This is a genomic window from Colwellia hornerae (assembly GCF_007954355.1).
GTDB classification, from domain to species: domain Bacteria; phylum Pseudomonadota; class Gammaproteobacteria; order Enterobacterales; family Alteromonadaceae; genus Colwellia_A; species Colwellia_A hornerae.
Genome location: NZ_VOLR01000022.1, coordinates 39860 through 62850, shown reverse-complemented (window position 1 = coordinate 62850; position 22991 = coordinate 39860). Strand labels below are relative to the sequence as shown.

Genomic DNA, 22991 nt, shown 5'->3' with positions numbered 1-22991 from the left:
AGTAAGCCTAACTAAATCTGTTTAATCGTTTATAAAGGTTCGTTAAACCCCAAAAATATTTGTGTTTGTTCATAAGATAAAAAAGTCCTTTTAAATGTGAAAAATGAAACATAGAAAGCTTGAAACCACGCGACAGTTCTTGTGCGTCGTGGATCACTTCAGCACCGGGTATATAAGTGATTTTATAGCCACATTCCCAAGCACGTAGGCAATAGTCAACATCTTCTGGAGAGTAAAATATATTTTCATCAAATAAACCTATCTTGTCTACCGCATCTTTTGTTAACAACCAACAAGCTGAAATAGCATAATCTACGTTCGTAGGGATATTAGTTGCTTGTAATTCATGTGGTTTTGACTCTATTTTTTTCAAAAACAAAAAACGTTTAAGCTTATGAATAAGTGTTGGAAAAACGTCACATGATAATTGAAAGTTGCCACTATTATATGCGAGTCTTGGAACAGCCATGCCCACGTCATGATGATCTTCTAGATACGCTATTAAGCTTTTAAGTGCGTTGTAGTTAACATAAGCATCTGAGTCTAAAACTAAAGTAAACTTACCTTGCGCTCTTTTTAGTGCTGCATTTCTAGAATAAGTGGTACCGGTATTTTCACTAAAAAATATCGGCTTAATTAACGCTGGCTGTAACTCTTGATACTTATTCTCGTATTGTTTAATTAACTCGACACTACCGTCTTTTGAGCCATTATCTACAATAAAGATTTCACTCTCTTCATCAAATTTTGCTAAAGAGCTTATCAGTTCATCTAAACAACGCTGTATTGGTTCAACGGAGTTATAAGAAAGAATAACAGTAGAAATGAGCATAATTTAGTTTATTCCCTATTTAACCAAGTTAATGTATTGCTTTATTTGAAAAAAATCCTGAGACATAAATGTATCTAAATCTTTGTCAGCAGTAAGTTTATTCGCTGATGATAATACAATAACCTCTCCACCAAAGTCAGTCATCATTATTTTATTCATTAGTTGTAATAACTTAAATTGAATTTTATTTGCTGACAAAATACCGTTTACTTTATATACCACTCTAAGTTTTCGCTCTTCGCCTTGCATATTTACAATCGTGTAAGCGCTATAGGGTATAATTTTATCATCCCTTGTTGATAACTCACTAGACGAAATTCCCTTGATTGACCAGAAGTCTGTATCAAACAGCCTGTTTCTATAACTAATAATTTCTTTGCTGTCGGTTTCATAATTATATTTAGCGACAAATATGTCTATGCCGTTCGTCGTTGGCGCTGAGGTATAAATGCTATCGGAGTCGGGGAAGTCTGGTAGCCAATTATGGTTAAACTTAGTAATAGTGGTTGAACTCAACGAAGCTGGCGTGCTTTGCTGAGTAATTTGTTGTGATGCCATTACATTGATATAACTTTCATATTTGAATTTTAGTACGGGTCCTATCAATAGTAATAATAATGTAATAATAATAAAGACTAGTGATGGGAACTGTTGCAAGGCAGGTTGATTGTTTTTTTCAGTGATTTCTTCAATATCGGTTAATGGGTCAGACATGTAATGGCCGATCACAAATAATATACTTAAAATAATAACAAAAAACACGCCACCGTAAACAAAATGGTCAAAGCCAACTGCTGCTTGCATATTAGATAAATGGCCAATAAGTATCATTAAGAAGGCTCTTAAGCCATTACCAATGATAGCAACAACACAACATAGCAAAACAAAAAGCACTTGTTTGTATAACTTGCTAAAGTTTAGGTAGGAATATAAGACACCAATAGTAATCGTTGAAATTAAAAAGCGAATACCGCTACATGCCTCTGCAACCAAGAAGTTTCCATTAGGTATTTGTATGTACATACCGTCTCTAAAAACAGGAATACCTAAAATTTGAATCATAAATACCGATATATCGGCGGTAATAAACTGTAAATATGGTACTAAAAAATCGCCAACAGGAATCGATAAATAGAGAAAAGCTAAAGGAAATTTTAATGAAAGAACTATTTTCCAACCAAAAAAAGCCCAGGTTAATACGACGAATAAGCTAAATAATGCGAATTGTTCAATAACATTGATATACGACAGAACACTAACAAACCAGAATAATGAGGTGAGACCTACCAGAAGTAGTGCAAACACAGAAGGTTTGGCTTCAATGTCGGCAAGCAAATGTTTTTTTCGATGTATTAACCACAATACGATGGGTAAAATTAAGATACCGTGACCATAAGTATTAGAACTTTGCCAAATATCAATAAGCCGACTAAAAGAGCTATTAAAGGCCAGAAACATGCACAATAATATGCCACTAATTAGAACAAGGTTAGTCATGTATCTGTTTTTAAACATAGTTAGCTGATCCCATTCTCTTGCGAATTTTTATCTAGGTAAACACTTTTCATGGTGTCCCACTGATAATCTTTCATCAGTTTTTCTAACTTACCTTCCATTCTCGACAAGTTAATATAATGTCTAAATTTTGACTTTAACGGTGCATTCTTAATTCTAGGTTGTTCGGGGTCTATTTCCCAAGGATGAAAATAGAAACTATAAGGTTGCTGCTCTTGTTGGTGAAATTTATCAATACGCTTTTTAGACAACCAATACGGATATAAACGAAAATAGCCACCACCACCAATACCAGTATTTAGTTCGTTTTTACGCAGTGTCGGTATAGGTATCTCAATTATTTTTTGTCCTTCGAAGCGCTCTGAACGTTCATATATAAAGCGAGGCCAGCTGGGTACACCATATAAGTCATGTTCTATAGGATAAGTGCTAGAACTATATTTAAAGCCTAATTCGATTAATTTTTCATAGACCCAGGTATTAGAGTCATTAATTGAAAAGCTTGGCGCACGGTAACCAACAATTTCAGTACCTGATAACTGCTCTAAAATATCTTTACTTTTGGTGACATCAGCAATGAAGTCGCTTGTGCTCATTTCGGTAATACGCTGATGTGCAAATCCGTGGCTGGCGATTTCATGTCCTTGGTCCACTATTGCTTTTATTAGATTAGGACAGCGCTCAGCTACCCAGCCAAGTGTAAAAAAAGTACTTTTAACATTATGTTTTTCAAACAATTCAAGTAAGCGATAAGTGTTTTTTTCAACACGCAGTGGCATTTTTGCCCAATGTGCTTTATCGATACTGTTTTCAAAAGCCGAGACATGAAAATAGTCTTCAACATCAACGGTCATTGCATTAATAATTTGCTTCAACGTTATCTTCCTTTACCAAATAAGACAATTTCGACCGTTCTTATCAAAATAAGTAAGTCCAACATAAAGCTACGATGCTTAATGTAATATAAATCGTATTTGAGCTTTTCTAACGAATCTTCTTCTGTTGAGCCATAAGGGTACTTTAGTTGTGCCCAGCCGGTTAAACCGGGCTTAACATTATGACGTTCGTTGTAATAAGGTAGGTTTTTAATAAGCTGCTGAACAAACTCGGGGCGTTCAGGACGAGGACCAACAAAGCCCATATCACCACGTATTACATTAAGAATTTGTGGTAATTCGTCAACCCGATATTTACGGATAAATTTACCAATAGATGTCGTACGATCATCATTTTCAGAGGCCATTTGTGCGCCATTTTTCTCCGCATCAATCCGCATACTTCTAAATTTATATATATTGAAGGCTTGCCCATCTAAACCGACCCGCTCTTGTAAATAAAAAACAGGGGCTTTCATACCTTCATCGAGTTTAATTAGAATGGCCGTAATTAACATGACCGGCCAAGTAACCAAGGTTAAAGCAACAGCAATAGCCGCATTAAAGACCCAATCTAAGGTATTACGTAAATGGTTGCCTGAAGCAAAACCATTTGAATATATCACCCAGCTTGGATAAATAAGATTTACCGCTATTTGGCCTGTTTCGCGCTCGATAAAATCGAGAATTTCGGTAATTTCTACGCCACGTATTTTACAGGCAAAAAGTTCATCAACGGGTAAGTTATCACGGCGTTCGTCGCTGGCAACAACAATTTCGTCGATACCATGCTCAAGTGCATAATTAACCAGTGACCCTTCTAATGCAATACGGTTTTCGTTGACGATACCTGTTTCTGTATCACCTGGCATAATAACAAAGCCGTGCATGTAAAACCCTTGTCGGTCAACATCTCGGCGCATGCGTTTTTCAATAATAGATGCTCTGTCGCCAGCGCCAAGTACTAACACTACCCGCTTACTAAAGCCAAAAAAGTCCACTTGCAGGGTAAAATAACGAAAAGCACTATCAATGATAAGACTAAATAATGCAGCCATTGCAAGTAATTCAATTTTTAAGGCGTGTTGACCATATAGAGGGTTGATTAAAGTAACGATGAAAAAACCAATCGCTACTGAAACAAGTAAACGCCTGACAATTCCACGATAATTTTCACGAAGCTTTGAGTTATACAAGCCTAAGGCTAATAACGATAGTTGCACAACAAGGGCAAAAACAATCGCACAAATAGCCAGTAAATTAGTGGGGATGTTTTGGTGTTCAACAAATAAGAACAAACTGTTTAAATAGACAGTTAATAACAATGAACCAGCAAAAAAAATCAGCTCGATAATAACTAAAGATTTACTACCCGAGGATAGATCTCGAAACTTTGGGCTAGACATATAAAATAATTATTCCCTTTGATGGTATAAAAATCAACTCACTCATTTGTAATTTTCAGCACAGCCCGTTGACTTAGAAGTCCAATAAAAATAGACATGTAAGATGGTAACAAAAATTTCAAATATTTTACACTTATTAAATGTTGTGCAACCGTTGTAAAAATCACATACAATCTGGTAGCTTAGTATCAATCTAATAAATTCGATGTATAAAGAAGGTTAAAACCATGGAAAAGTATATGTTCGGTAAACTTAAAACTGCAACACTATTAATTTTAGCTTTTATTATTTCAGGTTGTAGTACATTAACATTACCCCCCGCGACCGTTCATCAATCTACGACAGTTGATGTTAACTCTTATAAGTACCTTATCGGTGCAGGGGATGTTGTTAATATATTTGTATGGCGTAACCCAGAAGTTTCCGGCACATTTGTTGTTAGACCTGACGGAATGATAACCACCTCTTTAGTTGAAGATATTCCTGTATCAGGTAAAACGCCAACCGAACTTGCCCGTACCATTGAAGAAATTCTAGCAACTTACCTTCGAGAACCAGTAGTTACTGTCACCGTGAATAATTTTGTAGGTCCATTTAGTGAACAAATTCGCGTAATAGGTGAAGCCTCAGAGCCTAAATCAATTAACTACATACAACAAATGACACTACTTGATGTAATGATTCAAGTGGGTGGTTTAACTGAATTTGCTGATGGTAATGATGCTATTTTAGTCCGGGTTGAAAATGGCGAACAGAAACAGTATGAAATTTACATCGAAGATTTAATTAAAAATGGTGAAATCGGTGCAAATATTGATGTTTTACCCGGTGATATTATTGTAATACCAGAAACGTGGTTTTAGTTTTTAGTTAACAAGAAAACAAACACCTATTTTATTAATTGCCTGTATTTAGAGGTCGGGAATGCAAGAAGTACTTGAACAAATTTTAGATTATTTAAAAGGTATGTGGATAAAACGCCGTTACCTGATGATAGCGACTTGGCTTATCTGCCCTTTAGGTTGGTTAGTTGTTTCACAACTGCAGGATACTTATGAGTCAGAGGCGCGAGTATTTGCTGATACTCAATCAATTTTAAGACCGTTGTTAAAAGGCATGACCGTTGAGTCAAATCCAGATGTTCAAATTCGTTTAATGGTGAGAACCTTATTAAGTCGGCCCAATCTAGAACGTATTTCTAGAATGACCGATTTAGATGTGCAAGCCAATACCCCACAAGAGTTCGAAAATTTAATTACCCGCCTAAAAGACAATATATCCATAACAAAAACGGGTGGTAAAACGGACAATATCTTCACCATAAACTTTACCGATAAAGATCCGATAATGGCTCGTGATGTTGTACAATCAGTCATTACTGTTTTTATTGAAAATACTCGCGGTGAGAACCGACGAGACTCTGATTCCGCGCAAAAATTTCTTGATAGCCAAATAAATGAATATGAGAATCGCTTATTAAAAGCAGAAGCCCGGCTAACGAATTTCAAACAAAAATATAGTGAAGTACTGCCTAATCAATACGGCGGTTATTACCAAAAACTCAATAATGCAAAAGAGCAGTTAAAGACTATTGAGCTTATTTTATTAGAAACAAAAACACAATTAGCAGGTTCAAAAGTCAAGTTAGAACAACCCGCTGCCGCAAACTCTTCTCAGCAAAGTAATATTGTCGATTCAAATAGCGTTAAAACCACCTACGATGATCGAATTTCAGAATTAGAAGGCCAGTTGGACTCACTTCAGCTTAGATACACCGAACAGCACCCTGATGTAAAAGAAGTTCAACGTCGTCTTGAGCATTTATCTAAACAAAGAGATGCTGAAATCGAACAGTACTTATCGAACAGTAGTGATGATAATGACTACGCACCGATTAGTCAGAACCCGGTGATTCAAGAAATTCAAATTCAAGTAAATCAGCTCGAAGGTCAAGTTGCTTCTATGGAAGTTAGAGCAAATAACTATAGAAACACCGTTAGAGAACTTGAAAACAAAATTCATACTCTACCAGAAATCGAAGCTGAATTAGTCGCGCTTGATCGTGGCTACGATATCACTAAAAAGCAATATGAAGATTTACTAAACCGTAAAGAAAAAGCCTTGATAGGCCAATCTGCTGATGAAACCACTAGTAAAATCAATTTCAAAGTGATTGACCCTCCTCTTGCACCTTTAAAACCAGCCGGACCTAAGCGTATTTTATTTTATGCCGTTGTCACCTTTTTAGGGGTTGGCGTGGGTTTAAGCGTTTCATTTTTATTTAGTCAAATTAATCCAGTGGTCACTTCGAGTAGCCAAGTGGCAAAGGCAACCGGTATTCCTATTTTTGGTATTGTTTCTGCTACGGAAAATATAGGCCTGCAAAGTAAAGATAAACGTAAAACCATTCTGTTTGTTGTTTCTAATAGCTTGCTGATTTTACTCTTGTGCTTTTTTGTCGCTTACACATTATTTCCAGAGGCAATACAAGCGCCGATACATAGGATTTTTAATTTATGAGTACCATAGAAAAAGCGCTCGCAAAGCAAAAAATTGCTCAACAAGGAAATACGCCGACTACAGCCACTGAGGATGTAGTTACAGCTGCACCACAAAAAATAGCAGAAAGCGTAGCGAAGGATACAAGTTCAGAAAACCATAGCAATAATGAAATTTTAGAACTCGACAAAAAAGACCTAGAAAGCCGTGGTTTTTTAATTGATAACGGCACAAGAAAAAGCATTAAAGATGAGTTTCGTCAAATTAAACGTAAACTATTAAACAATGCCTTCGGTGCTAGCTCTAAAACCCTTAACAACAGTAATTTGGTGATGGTCAGTAGCTCTAAGCCAAATGAAGGCAAAACCTTTATCTCGATTAACCTTGCCCTGAGTATCGCCTTAGAGCAGGATAAAACGGTATTGTTAATCGACGCCGATGTGCTACGCCCAAGCATGAATAGAGAATTAGGCTTTAAACAAGTACCTGGTTTAATTGAATACTTGCTGGGTGAGAAGTATGATATTTCTGAAATAATATACAGCACCAATATTGATAAACTTAAAGTTATACCAGCCGGTGAACCTCATCATCTTTCCAATGAATTACTGGCCAGTGATCGTATGGAGTCTTTAGCTAAAGAGCTGGCAGAGCGATACCCTGACCGTATTGTGATATTTGATTGCCCACCATTAATTGGTGTTACAGAAACCTTGGTATTGGCAAACTTAATGGGACAAGCGTTGGTAGTGGTTGAAGAATCAAAAACGCTCTTAGCAGACATTGAAAAAGCGACAGAAAACCTCAATGAAGATTTAGCACTCGGTTTAGTGCTAAATAAAGCAATCAGATCTCACAAGGATATGTATGGCTATTATGGTTATGGATACGGCACAAAATAAAAAAAAATTTGCTGTAGCAATCTTTGCCATTTTGTCTGCAAACACTTTCGCAGGGGAATGGCAGTTTACACCTCAGCTAATTATTGATGAAACCTATACAGATAATGTCAATTTAGCTGTTAGTGACCAAACATCTAGTTTAGTCACTCAAGCAGGCCTTGATTTCAGTACGTTATTCTCATCAAAAAAATTAGAGTTCAGCCTAAATTCTAGCAGCGTTTATGCAATGTATAGCCATGACCATGATACTGATGATGACTTTCATACCTTAGATAGTAATTTTCGCTTGAAGTTAGGCCCTAATGGACTGGCTTTAATTGGCAGCGCTTCGATATCGAATCAATCTAGAAATTCATCTAATAACGCTTTAGCTGATATTGTTTCTGGCGATACGACTAGGGTCGAAAATTATACCGCTGGCTTTGAGTACACAATTAATAATAGTGATTTCAGTATCAATTCAATCATTCAATACCGAACCACTAAATCACAAGATGCCATAGGCGAACGACAAGGTTATGGTGCGAACTTATTAAGCAAAAATGGTTCTGCTGCGCGACATATATACTGGGATGCATCATCTGAATTTGCTGATTATACTAACCAAGGTAGAGTTGGCACGCTTTTTAAAGGGGAGCTTAAAATAGGCTTGATCACCAATTATAAAATCACGCCGTTTTTACGCTACTATGATGAGACCAACGAGGGTGATCTTACCAGAAATAATAGTTCATCACTTGAATCAGACTCTTATGGAGGTGGGTTACGTTGGTTAATAAGCCCGAAACTACTGTTAGATGTCTCTTATAATACCCCGACAGGCACTCAATTAGACCTCGATGGCAAACAGCAACAAGACTATACAGCGGCTTCAATTCATTGGGTACCTAGTCAAAGAACATCATTAAAAGTTGATTACGGACAACGCTTTTACGGAGAAAGCTATGGACTCGACTTTACGCATAAAAACAAACGCTTAACTAATTCAATTACCTACGGAGAAGAAGTTAGAGCGTTTACCCGTAATAATTACCAAAGCGTTGCGCTAGGAAGTTATTATTGTCCCCAGAGCGAGATAATTGACACTTCGGCTTGTTTTCTTAGTAATAATGATAATATTAATATTGATGATTATCAGCTGGTAAATTTAAATGATTTTGTTCTAGTGGAAGATCTAGGTTTATCACTAAATAAAGAACTAAAATGGTCATCGGCATTAACACTTACCAGAACAATATTTAATATTTTGGTATCAAGCTCAAGCCGAGAAGATTTAAACACAAGACTTAAAAGTAAAAATCAAAGTGCTTCATTTGCCATTAAACGCAAAGTAAGTGGTAAATCAAACTTGCAATTAAAGCTTGAATATAACGATAATCACTTTTTACTTGCACAAGAAAATGAGCGCCAAGATCGCTACCGGCGTTATAGTCTTGAATATGATAAGTCCCTAAATAGTCGATTAAATATTAAGTTAGGTTTAAGCCATCTTAATCGTAGTTCAACTGCGCAGTCGTTCAATTATCAGGAAGACCGGGTCTACCTCAAATTTAGTAAAGGTTTTTAGCAGTATGTACGAAAATTATTATGGTTTTAAAGAGCGTCCTTTTCAGTTAAGTCCCGACCCACGCTTCTTTTTCGCGTCAAGCAACCACCAAAGAGCAATGTCTTATTTACAATATGGTTTAGATCAAGGCGAAGGCTTTATCGTGGTTACTGGGCCCATAGGCACAGGTAAAACAACAATAGCGCGTAACCTTTTAAATAATATTGCTGACGATTCAATTGTTGCTGCTCAATTGGTTACGACTAAGCTTGACCCACAAGAATTACTTGAACTTGTCGCTTTTGAATTTAAGATCGCCGTTAAAGGTAAAAGCAAAGCTGAATTACTACAGTCGATTGAACAGTTTCTTATTGATTTGAATCGCCAAGGCAAACGTGCGTTATTGATTGTTGACGAAGCACAAAACTTACCAATAGAAACTGTTGAAGAATTGCGGATGTTATCTAATTTTCAGCTGGATAATAAGCCATTAATACAAAGTTTTTTATTAGGTCAAGAAGAGCTTAAAGATATTATTCAAGCACCTAATATGGAGCAATTTCGTCAACGTATTATTGCATCTGCGCATTTAAAGCCACTCACTAGTGACGAAGTTAAAGAATACATTAATCATAGATTGCAGCAAGCAGGCTGTATTAAAGAGGCACTCTTCTCAGATGAAGGTTTTAAAGTTATTCATGAAAAAACCTTAGGCGTTCCAAGAAAAATCAATATTTTTGTTGATCGTTTATTATTGTTTGGCTTTTTAGAAGAGCTAACTTGTATTGATGTTGACGCGATTAACGAAGTCGCGTTAGAGATGCAAGTAGAGTTAACCGGTTCACTTCATAAAGTACAATTAACTAGTAATGAACCTAGCCAGGCAAGCGCACAGCTCATCGTGAATTCAACTGAGAATGTTGAAAACATGAAAGAAATATTAAGAGAAGTCGAAGAGATATTGGAGTCGTCGATTAAGCAGAAAATTAAAATGGCGCGTTACGTTGATAAACTACTTAAGCAGAAGAGTCGTTTATATGCTGAAAATAATATCGATGAAAGTGTTGAAGCTATCTCAGAGCTAACGGCTGATACAACTGTAAGTGCTAATTCTGAACCAAGTAGTGAAAACAATAAGAGTTAACGTGATTAATTAGTGGAGAAGATTTTATAAAAAAACCTTCTCCATAGTTTCAGATCATCTAGGTTTCGTTAATTGTTAGGTCATATTTTTCAATTAATGAATACAATGTTGGTCTAGTAACACCCAGTAATTCTGCAGCTTTTGACATATTACCTTCGGCTAACGCATACGCTTTTTGAATAGCCAGTGACTCTGCTTTTTCTCGCACCGAACGTAAATTCAAAGATAACTCAAATTCAGTACTCGTATGATCAAAAAAGCCTAAGTCAAAGGCAGTCACTTGTGTACCAGTCGTCATAATTACCGAACTTTTTACTTTATTTTGTAATTCACGAATATTACCCGGCCATTTATGAGCCTTAATTGCGCTTAAACCATCTTCTGAAAAGCTTTTTACATTACGCTTATATTCGAGGGCATACATTTGTAAAAAGTATTGAGCGAGTATCAATACGTCTTCATCTCGGTCGCGTAACGGCGGTATATTTAAGGTTATTTCACTAACGCGGTAAAATAAGTCTTCACGGAAAGTTTTATCCTTCACCATTTGTTCTAAGTTTTGATTGGTTGCACAAACCACTCGAACATCAACATTAATTTCTTGTCGACCGCCAAGACGTTCAATGGTTTTTTCTTGTAAGAAGCGTAATAGCTTTGCTTGTAAGCTGAAGGGCATATCACCAATTTCATCAAGAAATAACGTACCACCCTCCGCACACTCTATTTTTCCTTTAGTTGCGCGATGAGCACCGGTAAAAGCTCCTTTTTCAAAGCCGAACAATTCACTTTCTAATAAGTTTTCAGGGATAGAAGCACAGTTAATCGCAACAAAGGGCTTATTACTGCGCTCACTGGCAATATGCACAGCATTAGCTGTTACTTCTTTACCTGTGCCGCTTTCACCCAACAGCAAAGCTGTGATTTGCGTTGGTGCAATGCGCTTTACCATCATGCGGAGGCGGTCAATAGCTTCGCTGTTGCCAATAATGCCAATATCATTGCCAGCAACTTGACGCATCTTACGATTTTCTTCTTCGATTACCGATACACTAAAAGCTCGAGCAATAATGACATTAATCACATCAGCATCTATTGGTTTTTGATAAAAGTCGTAGGCACCCGCTGAAATAGCTTTTAACGCATTAGTACGATCATCATTACCGGTGATCACTATCACCTTAGTATGGGGAGCTATAGTCAAAATTTCCTGTAATGCCGCTAAGCCTTCAGTGGCATTCGCTTCATCTGGCGGCAAACCTAAATCAAGCGTAACAACTTTGGGTTCATAGCGACGAACTGCGGCAATAGCACTTTCACGGTCACCTGCTAATACTGCTTCATAGTCAGAAAGGCTCCACTTAAGTTGCTTTTGTATTCCTTTATCATCATCAATGATCAGTAACTTTTCCATACTGCTAAAACCCTTTTATTATTTATACACTTTACTTAAGCGCGTAATTGAAACAACTATCGAATCAACGACGTCATCCTGAATTAACCAATGTCATCCTGAAGCCACGAACGTCATACTGAATCAACGAACGTCATCCTGAATTTGTTTCAGGTACTTAGCCCAGATACTGAAACGAGTTCAGCATGACGGAAAAAGAGCCCTAATACTGAAACGCGTTCAGCATGACGGGAAAAAAGCCCTAATACTGAAACTATCATCCTGAAGCCACGAACGTTATCCTGAATTTATTTCAGGATCTTAGCCCAGATACTGAAACGAGTTCAGCATGACGGAAAAAGAGCCCGAATACTGAAACTATCATTCTGAATCAACTACGTCATTCTGAAGCCACGAACGTCAGCCTGAATTGACCAACGTCATCCTGAATTTGTTTCAGGAACTTAGCCCAGATACTGAAACGCGTTCAGCATGACGGAAAAAGAGCCCGAATACTGAAACTATCACCCTGAATCAACTACGTCATTCTGAATAAACGAACGTCATCCTGAATTGACCAACGTCATCCTGAATTTATTTCAGGATCTTAGCCCAGATACTGAAACGAGTTCAGCATGACGGAAAAAGAGCCCTAATACTGAAACGCGTTCAGCATGACGGGAAAAAAGCCCTAATACTGAAACTATCATCCTGAATCAACTACGTCATTCTGAATTAACGAACGTCATCCTGAATCAACTACGTCATCCTGAAGCCACGAACGTCATCCTGAATTTATTTCAGGATCTCAGTCAATATAAGCCATTTATAAACTCGGACTGATCGGTAAATCAATTATAAAGACAGTACCCTGTCCTTCGACACTCTCGACCTTAATTATTCCGGCAATACCTTCAACAAACTGTTTCGCTTCAAAGACACCAATACCCATACCTGCATTGCCTTTAGTGGTATCAAAGGGTTTAAATAGTCGATTATTGATAAAGTCTGTCGACATACCGCAACCATTATCAGAAATTTTAATGCCGATATGGTTTTCTATCTGAGTAAGTTCTACTTTAACCCAACCGTCATTGCTTGTCGCTTCCTGAGCATTCTGTATTAAATGATTGAGCACCGAATGAAACGTTTCATTATCGATAGCCATTTCACAATGATCGAATTTATTAAAAATCACCTTAGGTAAATCAATATTTCGTTGCTCTATAACACTGCTAATAATTTCTGAGATATCTACCAACTCACTTTTAGATTGAGCGGCTTGTTTATTACGTAGTTGCGAAAGCACTTTAGATAAGCGTTCTGTCGCTGACTCTACCGTTTCAAAAACATCGGCAATGAATTCCGGGTTATCCCGATGCTTTTCTGCATTAGAGGTGATCAGTGCTAACTGAGCTTGAACATTTTTCAAATCGTGTACTAAAAAAGCAGACATCCGATTAAAGGCATCAAACTGCTTTGACTCTGCTAATTTATCATTAGCTTCATGTAAAGAAACGAAGTTTCCTAATTGTTTTGATATAGCAAAAAGTAAATCTCTATCTTCCCAATTTAATTGCTTGATTTCGTTTTTGCCCGCTAGGATAAACATCCCATAAAATGCTTTACCTATAAATATAGGCACTATAATTCTGATATTTTTTGCATCAAATAATGATAAATCGAGATTCAGCTCAGGATAAACTGTCGGTGTTTGCCGATATTCTTCAATATCAATAATCCAGCCTTGGCGTTGACAAAAGTGACTACACTCCACCAGTTGCTGATTAAAGATGTCATCTATGATGAGTTTTTCAGAATATTGAACACTAAATCGTTGCCCGGTTACTTTTTTCAAAATAGCGCCCGCATGAGCCGCTACTTTTGACATCATAATCTGGGTTGCCATTTGGTAATAACTTTCCGCATTGGTAGTTTCTATTTTACCGATAAGGTTTAACCACTCATCTCGGTATTCATATTTATTGGCAAAAAAGTTTTTTGCTATAAATACTTTCAATCTCCGGCGTAACGACTCAGTAATCAATAAAGCGATTAATACCAAGGCACTTAACATTAAGAAGCTAATGCTAACAACACTGCCCCATTCTCCACCTATGTAGTTAATAACATACCCGGCAAAGGCCATAACCAACAAGTAAATACCGGCGATCATCAACATTGAACTATAAAAAACCACATGTCGAGAAACAAAAATTCTTACCGCGCCATTACGGATACGTCGAGTACTAATGAGTAACAAAGGCACGACAATAAAAGAAATAAAGCCTCGGCTAAACCAAAAATCAAAATCAATACTATCAACCATAGTGGCTTGCGCATATAAAACAAAGTCAAATATCGCCACACTGGCTAAGGCGATAACCAACGGCCATATAGCCCATCGTACTTGTGAATCTGCACTACGGTATAGCTGTTCAAGGAGTACTAGGCTCCATAAATTAAGTACAATAAAAAGCAAGAATATATATTCGTAGGAGTAATTCAATAAGACACTTGCCAGCCAACAAGCAACCATTAACATGCTCCAAACTTTTGCATATTGACGAATTTGTGAATTAGCTATCATCGCCCGAAAAGAGCGCTGTTCTGTGTTACAAAGCAATATTAATAACGACCAGCAAGCTACTTTAAAGCCATCGGCAAGCATCGCCCACTGTAAGCTAAAACCTAGTTTTATTTGCAAGGCAGCCACCCCATTAGCAATAACAGTGACTAATACAGAAACTAATACCCAGCGAGCGAGCGTTGTCTTATTTCGTGCAGCAAAAATTAGTAGCGCAAAAACCAAATATGCAATGCCGGCTAATGAATAACCAAATAGACCTAATGAATCCATAATATAAACTTCTTGTTGAGTTTTTGTTTAGTCGTTGTTTTGTTTTTTATCTTCAGTAAATACGTCAGTTAATACCGGTACTAATAAAAAGCTCGCAATAGCTGATACACATAAACCTGAAATAATAACCGTGCCTAAAGGCTGCCATAGCGCACCACCAAAAAGAGTTAAGGGCAACAGCCCACCAATGGTTGTTAGCGTTGTTAATAATATTGGGGTAAAACGGCTTGCGCTAGCAGTTATAATGGCTTCTTTTAAGTTAGCTGACTCTGCAAGGTTTCGATTGGTGGTATCAATTAATATAATGGCATTATTGACCACTATCCCAAACAGACTGATTAAACCAATAAATGCCATCATTGAAAATGATTGTCCGGTTAAATATAAACCTATTACCGAGCCTGCCATAGCAAAGGGAATTGAAGTAAAAATTACGATGGGTTGTAAAAAAGACTTAAACTGCAAGACCAGCACAGCGAAAATACCAATAGCAGTAACCAGCATGATTTGAGTGAGCCCAGAAAAATTTTCTTGACGAGATTCTTCTTCTCCGCCCAAATTATAACTGACGCCATTTGGCATTTTATACTCATCTAAATACTCAATAACGTTAGTCGTAAGTTCACTGACCGTGTAATTTTTATCTACATCTGCAGATACTTTTGCCATACGTAACTTTTGATAATGGTAAAATTCAGTACGACCTTTTTGCAGCTTAGTAGTAATAAATTGATTAAGGGGAATAGCTTCACCTAAACGATTAGTCACATTAATATCGGCTAAACCATCAATGTCTGGGTTTTTACGACGTACAACAATGGGATAATTTTCACCGTTATCATCATTAAATTGCCCTACGGAAGTACCAGAGAGTATCGTCTGTAAAGTGGTATCAAGGGTATTGATATCTATATTGCTTAAACCTGCTTTTTCATAATTTATATCCAAAAGAAGTTCGGTATTAGCAATACCGATTGGGTTATCAATATTTATGATGCCTTTTGTATTTGCCATCATGCTGGCAAGATCATTAGCAACCTGTTCTAAATCAGACAGTGACTCACCCATTAACCTAACGCTTATTGGTAAGTCGGTAACCGGACCTTGCGTAAACTCGCTGACCGTAATTTTAGCTTCCTGCCACTGTCCAAACTCTTCACGAAGTTGATTAACAAAACTAGAGACGCTTACCGCGTCATATTCAGCCAAGACAACAATAACCTGGCCATAAGTGGCTACACCGCGTTTAGGAATTTGATTATAATAAATACGCGGGTTGGCACTACCAACATTTAAAGCAACTTTTTCTACTAAATCATTTTTCTCGATGATTTTAGTCATTTTTTGCATGACTCTATCAGTATAAGCTAACGATGAATTAGGCGGTGTTTCAACATCAAGCATGATCATTGGCTTCTCCGCTTTCGGGAAAAGACTCACGCCCACCTTGCCAAATAATGACAACATGCCTACTAAACATAAAACGGCAATAGCGATAACAATCCAGCGTAAATTGATAAACCGACTTAGCCATTTGGCATAAGTCTGCTCGGCAAATATATTAACATAATGCTGTAAGGTCTTTATCTTAGAGCTATCTTTCTCGGTATTGGCCGCAAAAAATCGACTCGCTAATAGTGGTGTTAATGTTAGTGCAATTAATAAAGAAGCGAGTAACACTAAAACCACAGTAACAGGCATAGAGCGAACAAAATCACCGGTACTGCTCGCTAACATTAGCATAGGTAAAAACGCTAACATCGTGGTAACAGTGCCACTGGTTATTGCCCAGCCAACCTTGCTTGTACCAGATGCTGCCGCGTCACTAAGATTGGTGACTTTTTTCTTTTCGCGATGAATACTCTCAGTAACAACAATGGCATTATCAACCAGTAAACCTAATGCGATGATCAATCCAACAATCGACATTTGTTGTAAACCAAAGCCAATAAAGTCTAACCAACCTATTGCCACTAAAAACGACAACGGAATCACCGCAATCACCACTAAAGATTCACGTAATCCTAAAAATATTAGCGACATAATGCCAACTAAGACCAGTCCTTGCCAAAGGTTATCAAAAAAACCATTAACTCTTGATTCAACACTATCCGCTTGTTTAAACAACACATCAACGTTCATGTTATCAGGTAAACTTTTAGTGAATTTAGCTATTTCATTATCGATATTTTCAGTTAACGCAAAAATATTCGTATCGGGTCGTTGCTCTACGGTCAGAAAAACAACCGGCTTATTGTCATAATATGCTAAATAATTAGGCTCTAAGCCTGAAAACTCTATGGTAGCAACATCTTTTAATCGCAGTATAAAGCTGTCATCTGAGCGAATAACCGTTTCCCTTAACTCGGCTAATTGCACAAAGTTACCACTGGCTTTTACATTAAAGCGCCTTGAACTTGCATCAACATAACCTGGGGTAATATTTACTGCCCGGCCTTGCAAAGTAGCGTTGACATCGGTAACAGATAAACCGTAATGTTTTAATAAGGCTAAATTAACGTCAATCGCGACGATTTGCTGAGGGTATCCCCAAATATTCGCTTTTCGAACATCGTTAATCGCTTCTAAACGTTTTTCTAACTGTTTAGCGTAAAACTCCATAACTTTGTAGTCAATCGGCTCACGCCACAGTGCCAGTTGCATAATAGCGACACTAGAGGGCGTTGCTTTTAAAACAAGTAAGTCATGAACACCTTGAGGTAAACTGGGTTTAACTGATGAAACCGCTTGTTTTACTTTGTTGAAGGTAGCCTCGGAGTCTGTGCCATATAAAAAGGTAATTTCAATACGAGCCCCGCCATTTTTGACCTGCGATTCAATTTTTTTAATGTTTTCTATATCAGAAAATTCTTCTTCGAGGGGGGTTATCACTAAAGTTTCAATATCTGCGGGTGATGCGCCAGGATAAATCACTTCAATTAAGGTGATGGGCATATCGAATTGTGGGTCTTCTGAACGTGGCATTTGAAAGTATGAAACGATACCAACCAGTACTAATAGCACCACTACCGTTAGGGTAAATTGAGCGTTTTTTATAGCGAGTTTAGGTAGTAGCATAAAATTACTTACCTATTGAAATATGTTGCCAACCACTAGTCACTATTTGCAAGGGTTGGTCATCAACCGAAGCAAACAGATAAACAAATTGATTATCTAAACGATAAATATCATAAGATTGATAAGTAAGGTCTTGCTCATTCCTCACAATAACAACAGCCTGGCCATTATCATCAACAGTAACCAATGCTGATATTGGTAAGCGATAAACAAAGTTATTACTGGTGAAATTAATAATAATTTCTGCGATTTGTCCGGCAACAATACCACTTTTCAAATTTATATTTGGCAGTAACACTTCAATAATAAACATATTGCCATCGGTATTCGCAATAGCGGGTATTTTGCTTACCTCGCCAACAACACCACCAAGCGCTTGTAAAGTAACATTCACTTTTTGACCTAAGCGCACTTGGCTGACTTCGTTACCTGTTAAGGCGACCTTTACCACCCAATTTTGTTCTAAAGCGGCAATTTTCAGTATCTCACGGCCGGGAGATTGCAGTTCACCTAATTCAGTATAACGATTTAACACCACTCCAGAAAAAGGCGCAAAGACTCGCGCTTTTTCAAAATGATAAAAGGCAACTTGGTAAGCAGCCCGGGTTGTTTCAACACGAGTTAGAGCCACATCAAGGTCTTGCTCTGAACTTAGTTTATTTTCGAGTAATCTTTTTTGGCGGTTAACTTCACGCTTAGCTTGTAATAATTGCGCATAAGTAGAGTTTTTGTTTTGCCCTAACTCGGTGGTGTCTAAAGAGGCGATGAGTTGATCTTTTTCAAAATATTGCCCTTCATCAACGGTTAGCTTAGCTAAATATCCACTACTTTTGAATGACAAATTTAATGTTCGTTTAAAATCGAGTTTCCCGGTTCGCTTAATGGTGTCGGCGTAAGGTTCGACAATGACCTGTTGAAAATCATAACTCTGCGACAAGGTAGGAAATGATGCTGAAAGTGTTATTCCAATCATCAAAAACTTAATAAAACTATTCCATGATTTCATATGCAATTCTATAACGCGTTAAATTAACTGATTTTATTATAGCCAATACTTTAGGGTTGTTGCTCAATAAAGTACATCTTTTTCCATTATTTATCCTTAGCTTGATTAAGAATTATAAAATTACCTGCTGTACGGAAAATAAAGACGACAAAGCTAGACAATTTTCACGATTAATTATAGTATTTGCCGCGCTTAACACAGCAAACCACCCGTAGCTCAGCTGGATAGAGTTCACGCCTCCGAAGCGTGAGGTCACAGGTTCAAGTCCTGTCGGGTGGACCACTTTTTTCCTTAGAGCAAAACCCCAGCTTAAATAGACAGTTTCATTTTTACAGTGGTTATTCATCTCTTTTACTACGTCACTCATTAGCCATAATAAACTTCTACCGCGGCTAAAAAGTCTTTAATCTTTTCTTTAGGAAGCGCATTTACACCAGCGGCAGCGGCACGTCCTCCACCGGTGGCAAACTGACTACAAATATCACCAGCACCTTGTTTATTGACTAACGGCGCTCTTAAAGAAACCGTATAAGTGTTGTCTGTGTTTATTGTAAAAATAGCGTGTGCTTTATTTGGATTTATATTGGCTAATTCATTACCAAAAACACCACTTATTCTTCTGGCCCATGTTTCATCCGGTAATTCAAATGCGGTTAGGCGCTCTGTGTCATAAAATGCTTTGGTGTTAACGGCTTTTGAATGGTCTTGGTTATATAATTTTTGTAAAATATAATAAGGAGAGTCTCCCTCCTTAATCGCATCAAAAGGGCTGGAATAAGCTAACAATAATTCATATAACCTTGCCGGATGAAAATGCAAATCGTCTATATGTGAGCCATAACCATTGTAGTTAATTAATGTACCTAGCGTTTCTAAATGCTTGCACTCGTTATCGTTTAAACCGGCTAACTTGGCTAATGTGGTCGCTTTAGCAATAAGATTGTCACCAAAAGCGGCACAAATTGCCCAATAATGAAACTTTCCTGCCAAAAGCTTATCAACGATTAAAGCCGTACAAGTATTTGCGTCTAAATCAATATGCGCTTGTAAATTAACATGTTCAGGAACGTCACCGGCACGATGATGATCGATATAGGTTATGTTGCCGCCGTCAGCTAACAAGGTATTCAATGCGTCTTTATTTTTTTCCATTGAAAGATCTAAAACGCGAATAACACTGTCATCTATGCTTTTGCCTTGGGCATTTGTTTTTTCAACGACCTGTTGCAGCAAAGCAATATCGCGTTTAACGCCGGTAATTTTCACCGTTGATGTTGGGTTAGCTAGTTGCAATTGCAGCAAAGCGATTATACCGTCGGCATCACCATTAAATACGTCATAATTCACAGATAAATCCTTTATTATTATTTACAATAATGGCTTTGTGATAAAGCCATAGCTAAAAAACTACGATTTTATAATTTGTTTTTTTATTAACGCGTCTATCACTAAATCAGCACATTGCTCAATAGACAAATGCGCTGTTTCAATATGTATTTCAGCAGCTTCAGGTGCTTCATAAGCCGAACTTATACCGGTAAAGTTAGCGATTTCACCCGCTCTTGCTTTTTTATATAAACCTTTAGGATCTCGGCTTTCGCAAACATCTAAAGGCGTATCAATAAACACCTCTAAAAATAACGCATCTTTGAGTAATGCTCTTGCTTGGTCTCTGTCTTTTTGAAAAGGCGAAATAAAGGCCGTTGAAACAAGTAAACCTGCGTCTACAAATAACTTAGCAACTTCACCTATCCTGCGTATGTTTTCAATACGGTCTTCGTCGGTGAAACCTAAATCGTTATTTAAACCGTGACGAACATTGTCACCATCAAGTAAATAGCTGTGACAGCCACGTTCCAGTAACTTTTGCTCAACCGCATTGGCAACGGTAGACTTACCCGAACCACTTAAGCCGGTATACCATAGCAATACCGCTTGATGGCCTTTTAATTGAGACTTTTGTTCGGCGGTTACACTCTGTTGATGCCAAACAACGTCTGACGATTTTTCTGTATTGTTTATTTCTATATAAGGACTTGCTGGGTTACTTTTTTTCATAATTCACATTTATCATTGAACGCTATTAATAGCTAAAAAGGGAAGAAATATAAAATACTACATATCGCTGTAATGCAATATATAACACTAATTGGCACACCTATTTTTATAAAATCTATTAACCGGTATTGCCCGGCACTAAAGACCATTAAATTGGTTTGATATCCATACGGACTAATAAAACTAGCGCTGGCACCAAAGGCTACCGCCATAATAAAGGGGGTAATATTTACGCCATAGTTCAACGCTATACTATAAGCTATAGGAAATATTAGCGCGGCGGCGGCATTGTTTGTGACCAATTCGGTTAATAATACCGTTAATAAAAATATAATAATCAAGGCAACGGTCGGCGAAAGACTGCCCGAAAAAGAAGTAATAGTTTCAAGAGACGTTAATAACCCGCTATTTATTAACGCACTGGCAAGCATTAGCGCGGTAGAAATAATCAGCCAAATTTGTATCGGGAAACGTCTGATCACTTCGTCTTTAGACAAGCAATTCGACAGTAAGAAGAAAGCAAAAAGCACCAACATTCCTTTAAATAAAGAAATAATCCCTAGTGCACTTAACGCCACGGTTAAGAAGAAACTTAGAATAACAAAAGGTTCTTTTTTTCCGGTAAGTTTTGATTCTGGCTCAACGCCGTTCACGACAATAAAGTTTTTATCAACATTGTTTCTGGCTTTAAAATCTTGGCCTGTGGCTAGCACTAAGTAATCACCCGGACGTATGCTTACATCGCCGAGTTTACCTGTAACTGTTTGCCCGTCTCTTTTCATTGCCACCACAGCGGCATCAAACTTGGCTCTAAAACCAACACTTTTCAATGTTTTATTAATGAGTACACTTTCAGTACGAACAAAGACTTCCGTTAAGTTGTCATCAGACAGACCTTGTTTATGTGCAAAAACAGTTAAGCCATCAAATTGCTTAAGCTGGTTTACTTTAGTAACGTCACCATTAAAAATTAGCTTGTCGTTGGCACAAATAACTTGGTCGGGTGAAACAGGTGTAATGGTTTGCCCAGCACGTATTATTTCAATTAAAAACAAAGAGTCTAAGTGCCTTAAAGCGTTTTCTTCCACCGTTTTGCCAACCAACGTCGAGTTAGGTTCTATTTTAGCATCTAATAAATAATAGCTTTCTAACGTTGAATTTATATCTGTCTCGGGTAAATATTTAGATAAAAACCACAACGCACAGCCACAAGTGATCACTATAAAAATTCCGACCGGAAAAAAATCAAAAAAACCTAACGTTGGCAGATCTGCATTTAACACTAAACTATTAACAATTAGGTTGGTAGAAGTGCCTATTAAGGTGAGCGTGCCACCAAAAATAGCCGCATAAGATAAGGGTAATAATAACCGACTAGCAGAATGATAAGGGTTGTTTCGAATCGGTGCCAGCATGGTAGAGACAACGGCGGTATTATTTAACAAGGCTGAAGAAACAACCGTTAGACTAAAAAGTCTGATCCATGTTTTGGCATAACTTGAGAATAAAACTTTGCTGGCGAGTATACGTAGTAAGCGAGTTTTTTCTAAAGCTAAAGAACACAGTATCAACAAAATAAGCGTTATTAAGCCTTTATTAGACATACTGGCTAGCACAGCTTCATTTGAAACTTGGCCGCTAATAATCAAGGCAAAAAAAGTAAAGCCAAACACCTTTGCAGGCTGCTTCTGAAACTTCAATAAGCCTATAATCGTACTAATAAAAATTAATAATACGCATGCTGCATCTATATTCAAATATATAAATCCTGTTAACTTTTAACGGCTAACTTTAAGGAAAAATTAACGGCAAATAATAACTAAGAGCAAAGCGGCTTAGCAAGAAACAGAAATGCTACCATCTTATTTCTCACTCGTTCC

General features: G+C 37.4%; 16 protein-coding genes and 1 tRNA gene. 6 read left to right on the top strand and 11 right to left on the bottom strand.

Annotated features, from left to right (window positions below; translation table 11 throughout):
• Positions 1–7: 7 nt before the first annotated feature.
• From ESZ26_RS14875 to ESZ26_RS14860, 4 genes are read right to left on the bottom strand one after another with little or no spacing between them, the layout of a single operon-like run.
• Positions 8–832, bottom strand: coding sequence for a glycosyltransferase family 2 protein (locus ESZ26_RS14875; protein ID WP_146800252.1), 825 nt, complete (start codon positions 830–832; stop codon positions 8–10).
• Positions 833–847: 15 nt separating this feature from the next.
• Complete coding sequence (gene xrtA / locus ESZ26_RS14870) at positions 848–2347, bottom strand: exosortase A (protein WP_146800251.1); 1500 nt, start codon at positions 2345–2347, stop codon at positions 848–850.
• 2 nt (positions 2348–2349) lie between these two features.
• Positions 2350–3228 (bottom strand): XrtA system polysaccharide deacetylase, encoded by an 879-nt coding sequence (locus ESZ26_RS14865; RefSeq protein WP_395881328.1) that lies wholly within the window; start codon positions 3226–3228, stop codon positions 2350–2352.
• Positions 3225–4628 carry a TIGR03013 family XrtA/PEP-CTERM system glycosyltransferase gene (locus tag ESZ26_RS14860; RefSeq protein ID WP_146800250.1) on the bottom strand — a complete coding sequence of 468 codons (1404 nt, stop codon included), beginning with the start codon at positions 4626–4628 and terminating at the stop codon, positions 3225–3227. Before ESZ26_RS14860 ends, ESZ26_RS14865 begins: the two co-directional genes overlap by 4 nt.
• Positions 4629–4855: 227 nt before the next feature.
• Here ESZ26_RS14860 and ESZ26_RS14855 point away from each other — a divergent pair, with 227 nt between their 5' ends.
• From ESZ26_RS14855 to ESZ26_RS14835, 5 genes are all read left to right on the top strand, one after another.
• Positions 4856–5491: an XrtA/PEP-CTERM system exopolysaccharide export protein gene (locus tag ESZ26_RS14855; protein ID WP_146800249.1), complete on the top strand. Its 636-nt coding sequence runs from the start codon at positions 4856–4858 to the stop codon at positions 5489–5491.
• Between the two features lie 61 nt (positions 5492–5552).
• A complete protein-coding gene (locus tag ESZ26_RS14850; RefSeq protein WP_146800248.1) occupies positions 5553–7148 on the top strand; it encodes an XrtA system polysaccharide chain length determinant in 1596 nt (531 codons plus the stop codon).
• A complete protein-coding gene (locus tag ESZ26_RS14845; RefSeq protein ID WP_146800247.1) occupies positions 7145–8029 on the top strand; it encodes an XrtA-associated tyrosine autokinase in 885 nt (294 codons plus the stop codon). The genes ESZ26_RS14850 and ESZ26_RS14845 overlap by 4 nt, the downstream gene beginning before the upstream one ends.
• Positions 7995–9596 (top strand): TIGR03016 family PEP-CTERM system-associated outer membrane protein, encoded by a 1602-nt coding sequence (locus tag ESZ26_RS14840; protein ID WP_146800246.1) that lies wholly within the window; start codon positions 7995–7997, stop codon positions 9594–9596. Before ESZ26_RS14845 ends, ESZ26_RS14840 begins: the two co-directional genes overlap by 35 nt.
• Positions 9597–9600: 4 nt before the next feature.
• On the top strand, positions 9601–10719 hold the full coding sequence (locus tag ESZ26_RS14835; protein WP_146800245.1) for an XrtA/PEP-CTERM system-associated ATPase: 1119 nt from the start codon (positions 9601–9603) through the stop codon (positions 10717–10719).
• 58 nt (positions 10720–10777) lie between these two features.
• Here the strand turns inward: ESZ26_RS14835 and prsR are convergent, their stop codons facing one another.
• From prsR to ESZ26_RS14815, 4 genes are all read right to left on the bottom strand, one after another.
• Positions 10778–12130: a PEP-CTERM-box response regulator transcription factor gene (prsR, locus tag ESZ26_RS14830; protein WP_146800244.1), complete on the bottom strand. Its 1353-nt coding sequence runs from the start codon at positions 12128–12130 to the stop codon at positions 10778–10780.
• An 805-nt stretch (positions 12131–12935) separates the two neighbouring features.
• Positions 12936–14969 carry an XrtA/PEP-CTERM system histidine kinase PrsK gene (gene prsK, locus ESZ26_RS14825; RefSeq protein WP_146800243.1) on the bottom strand — a complete coding sequence of 678 codons (2034 nt, stop codon included), beginning with the start codon at positions 14967–14969 and terminating at the stop codon, positions 12936–12938.
• Between the two features lie 27 nt (positions 14970–14996).
• Positions 14997–18047, bottom strand: coding sequence for an efflux RND transporter permease subunit (locus ESZ26_RS14820; RefSeq protein ID WP_146800242.1), 3051 nt, complete (start codon positions 18045–18047; stop codon positions 14997–14999).
• Between the two features lie 4 nt (positions 18048–18051).
• Positions 18052–19053, bottom strand: a complete 1002-nt coding sequence (locus tag ESZ26_RS14815) for an efflux RND transporter periplasmic adaptor subunit (RefSeq protein WP_146800241.1) — start codon at positions 19051–19053, stop codon at positions 18052–18054.
• Positions 19054–19258: 205 nt separating this feature from the next.
• Here ESZ26_RS14815 and ESZ26_RS14810 point away from each other — a divergent pair.
• A tRNA-Arg gene (locus ESZ26_RS14810) sits at positions 19259–19335 on the top strand.
• A gap of 84 nt (positions 19336–19419) precedes the next feature.
• Here ESZ26_RS14810 and ESZ26_RS14805 read toward each other — a convergent pair.
• From ESZ26_RS14805 to ESZ26_RS14795, 3 genes are read right to left on the bottom strand one after another with little or no spacing between them, the layout of a single operon-like run.
• Positions 19420–20400 carry a DHHA1 domain-containing protein gene (locus ESZ26_RS14805; RefSeq protein WP_146800240.1) on the bottom strand — a complete coding sequence of 327 codons (981 nt, stop codon included), beginning with the start codon at positions 20398–20400 and terminating at the stop codon, positions 19420–19422.
• A gap of 60 nt (positions 20401–20460) precedes the next feature.
• Positions 20461–21111: an adenylyl-sulfate kinase gene (gene cysC / locus ESZ26_RS14800; protein ID WP_146800239.1), complete on the bottom strand. Its 651-nt coding sequence runs from the start codon at positions 21109–21111 to the stop codon at positions 20461–20463.
• 32 nt (positions 21112–21143) lie between these two features.
• Positions 21144–22868, bottom strand: coding sequence for an SLC13 family permease (locus ESZ26_RS14795; RefSeq protein WP_146800238.1), 1725 nt, complete (start codon positions 22866–22868; stop codon positions 21144–21146).
• Positions 22869–22991 lie beyond the last annotated feature (123 nt).

Coding starts and splice junctions, on each gene's coding strand:
- ESZ26_RS14840 (WP_146800246.1), top strand. CDS start 7,995: ATGGCTATTATGGTTATGGATACGGCACAAAATAAAAAAAAATTTGCT.
- prsK (WP_146800243.1), bottom strand. CDS start 14,969: ATGGATTCATTAGGTCTATTTGGTTATTCATTAGCCGGCATTGCATAT.
- ESZ26_RS14820 (WP_146800242.1), bottom strand. CDS start 18,047: ATGCTACTACCTAAACTCGCTATAAAAAACGCTCAATTTACCCTAACG.
- ESZ26_RS14835 (WP_146800245.1), top strand. CDS start 9,601: ATGTACGAAAATTATTATGGTTTTAAAGAGCGTCCTTTTCAGTTAAGT.
- cysC (WP_146800239.1), bottom strand. CDS start 21,111: ATGAAAAAAAGTAACCCAGCAAGTCCTTATATAGAAATAAACAATACA.
- ESZ26_RS14845 (WP_146800247.1), top strand. CDS start 7,145: ATGAGTACCATAGAAAAAGCGCTCGCAAAGCAAAAAATTGCTCAACAA.
- ESZ26_RS14875 (WP_146800252.1), bottom strand. CDS start 832: ATGCTCATTTCTACTGTTATTCTTTCTTATAACTCCGTTGAACCAATA.
- ESZ26_RS14815 (WP_146800241.1), bottom strand. CDS start 19,053: ATGAAATCATGGAATAGTTTTATTAAGTTTTTGATGATTGGAATAACA.
- prsR (WP_146800244.1), bottom strand. CDS start 12,130: ATGGAAAAGTTACTGATCATTGATGATGATAAAGGAATACAAAAGCAA.
- xrtA (WP_146800251.1), bottom strand. CDS start 2,347: ATGTTTAAAAACAGATACATGACTAACCTTGTTCTAATTAGTGGCATA.
- ESZ26_RS14855 (WP_146800249.1), top strand. CDS start 4,856: ATGGAAAAGTATATGTTCGGTAAACTTAAAACTGCAACACTATTAATT.
- ESZ26_RS14850 (WP_146800248.1), top strand. CDS start 5,553: ATGCAAGAAGTACTTGAACAAATTTTAGATTATTTAAAAGGTATGTGG.
- ESZ26_RS14860 (WP_146800250.1), bottom strand. CDS start 4,628: ATGTCTAGCCCAAAGTTTCGAGATCTATCCTCGGGTAGTAAATCTTTA.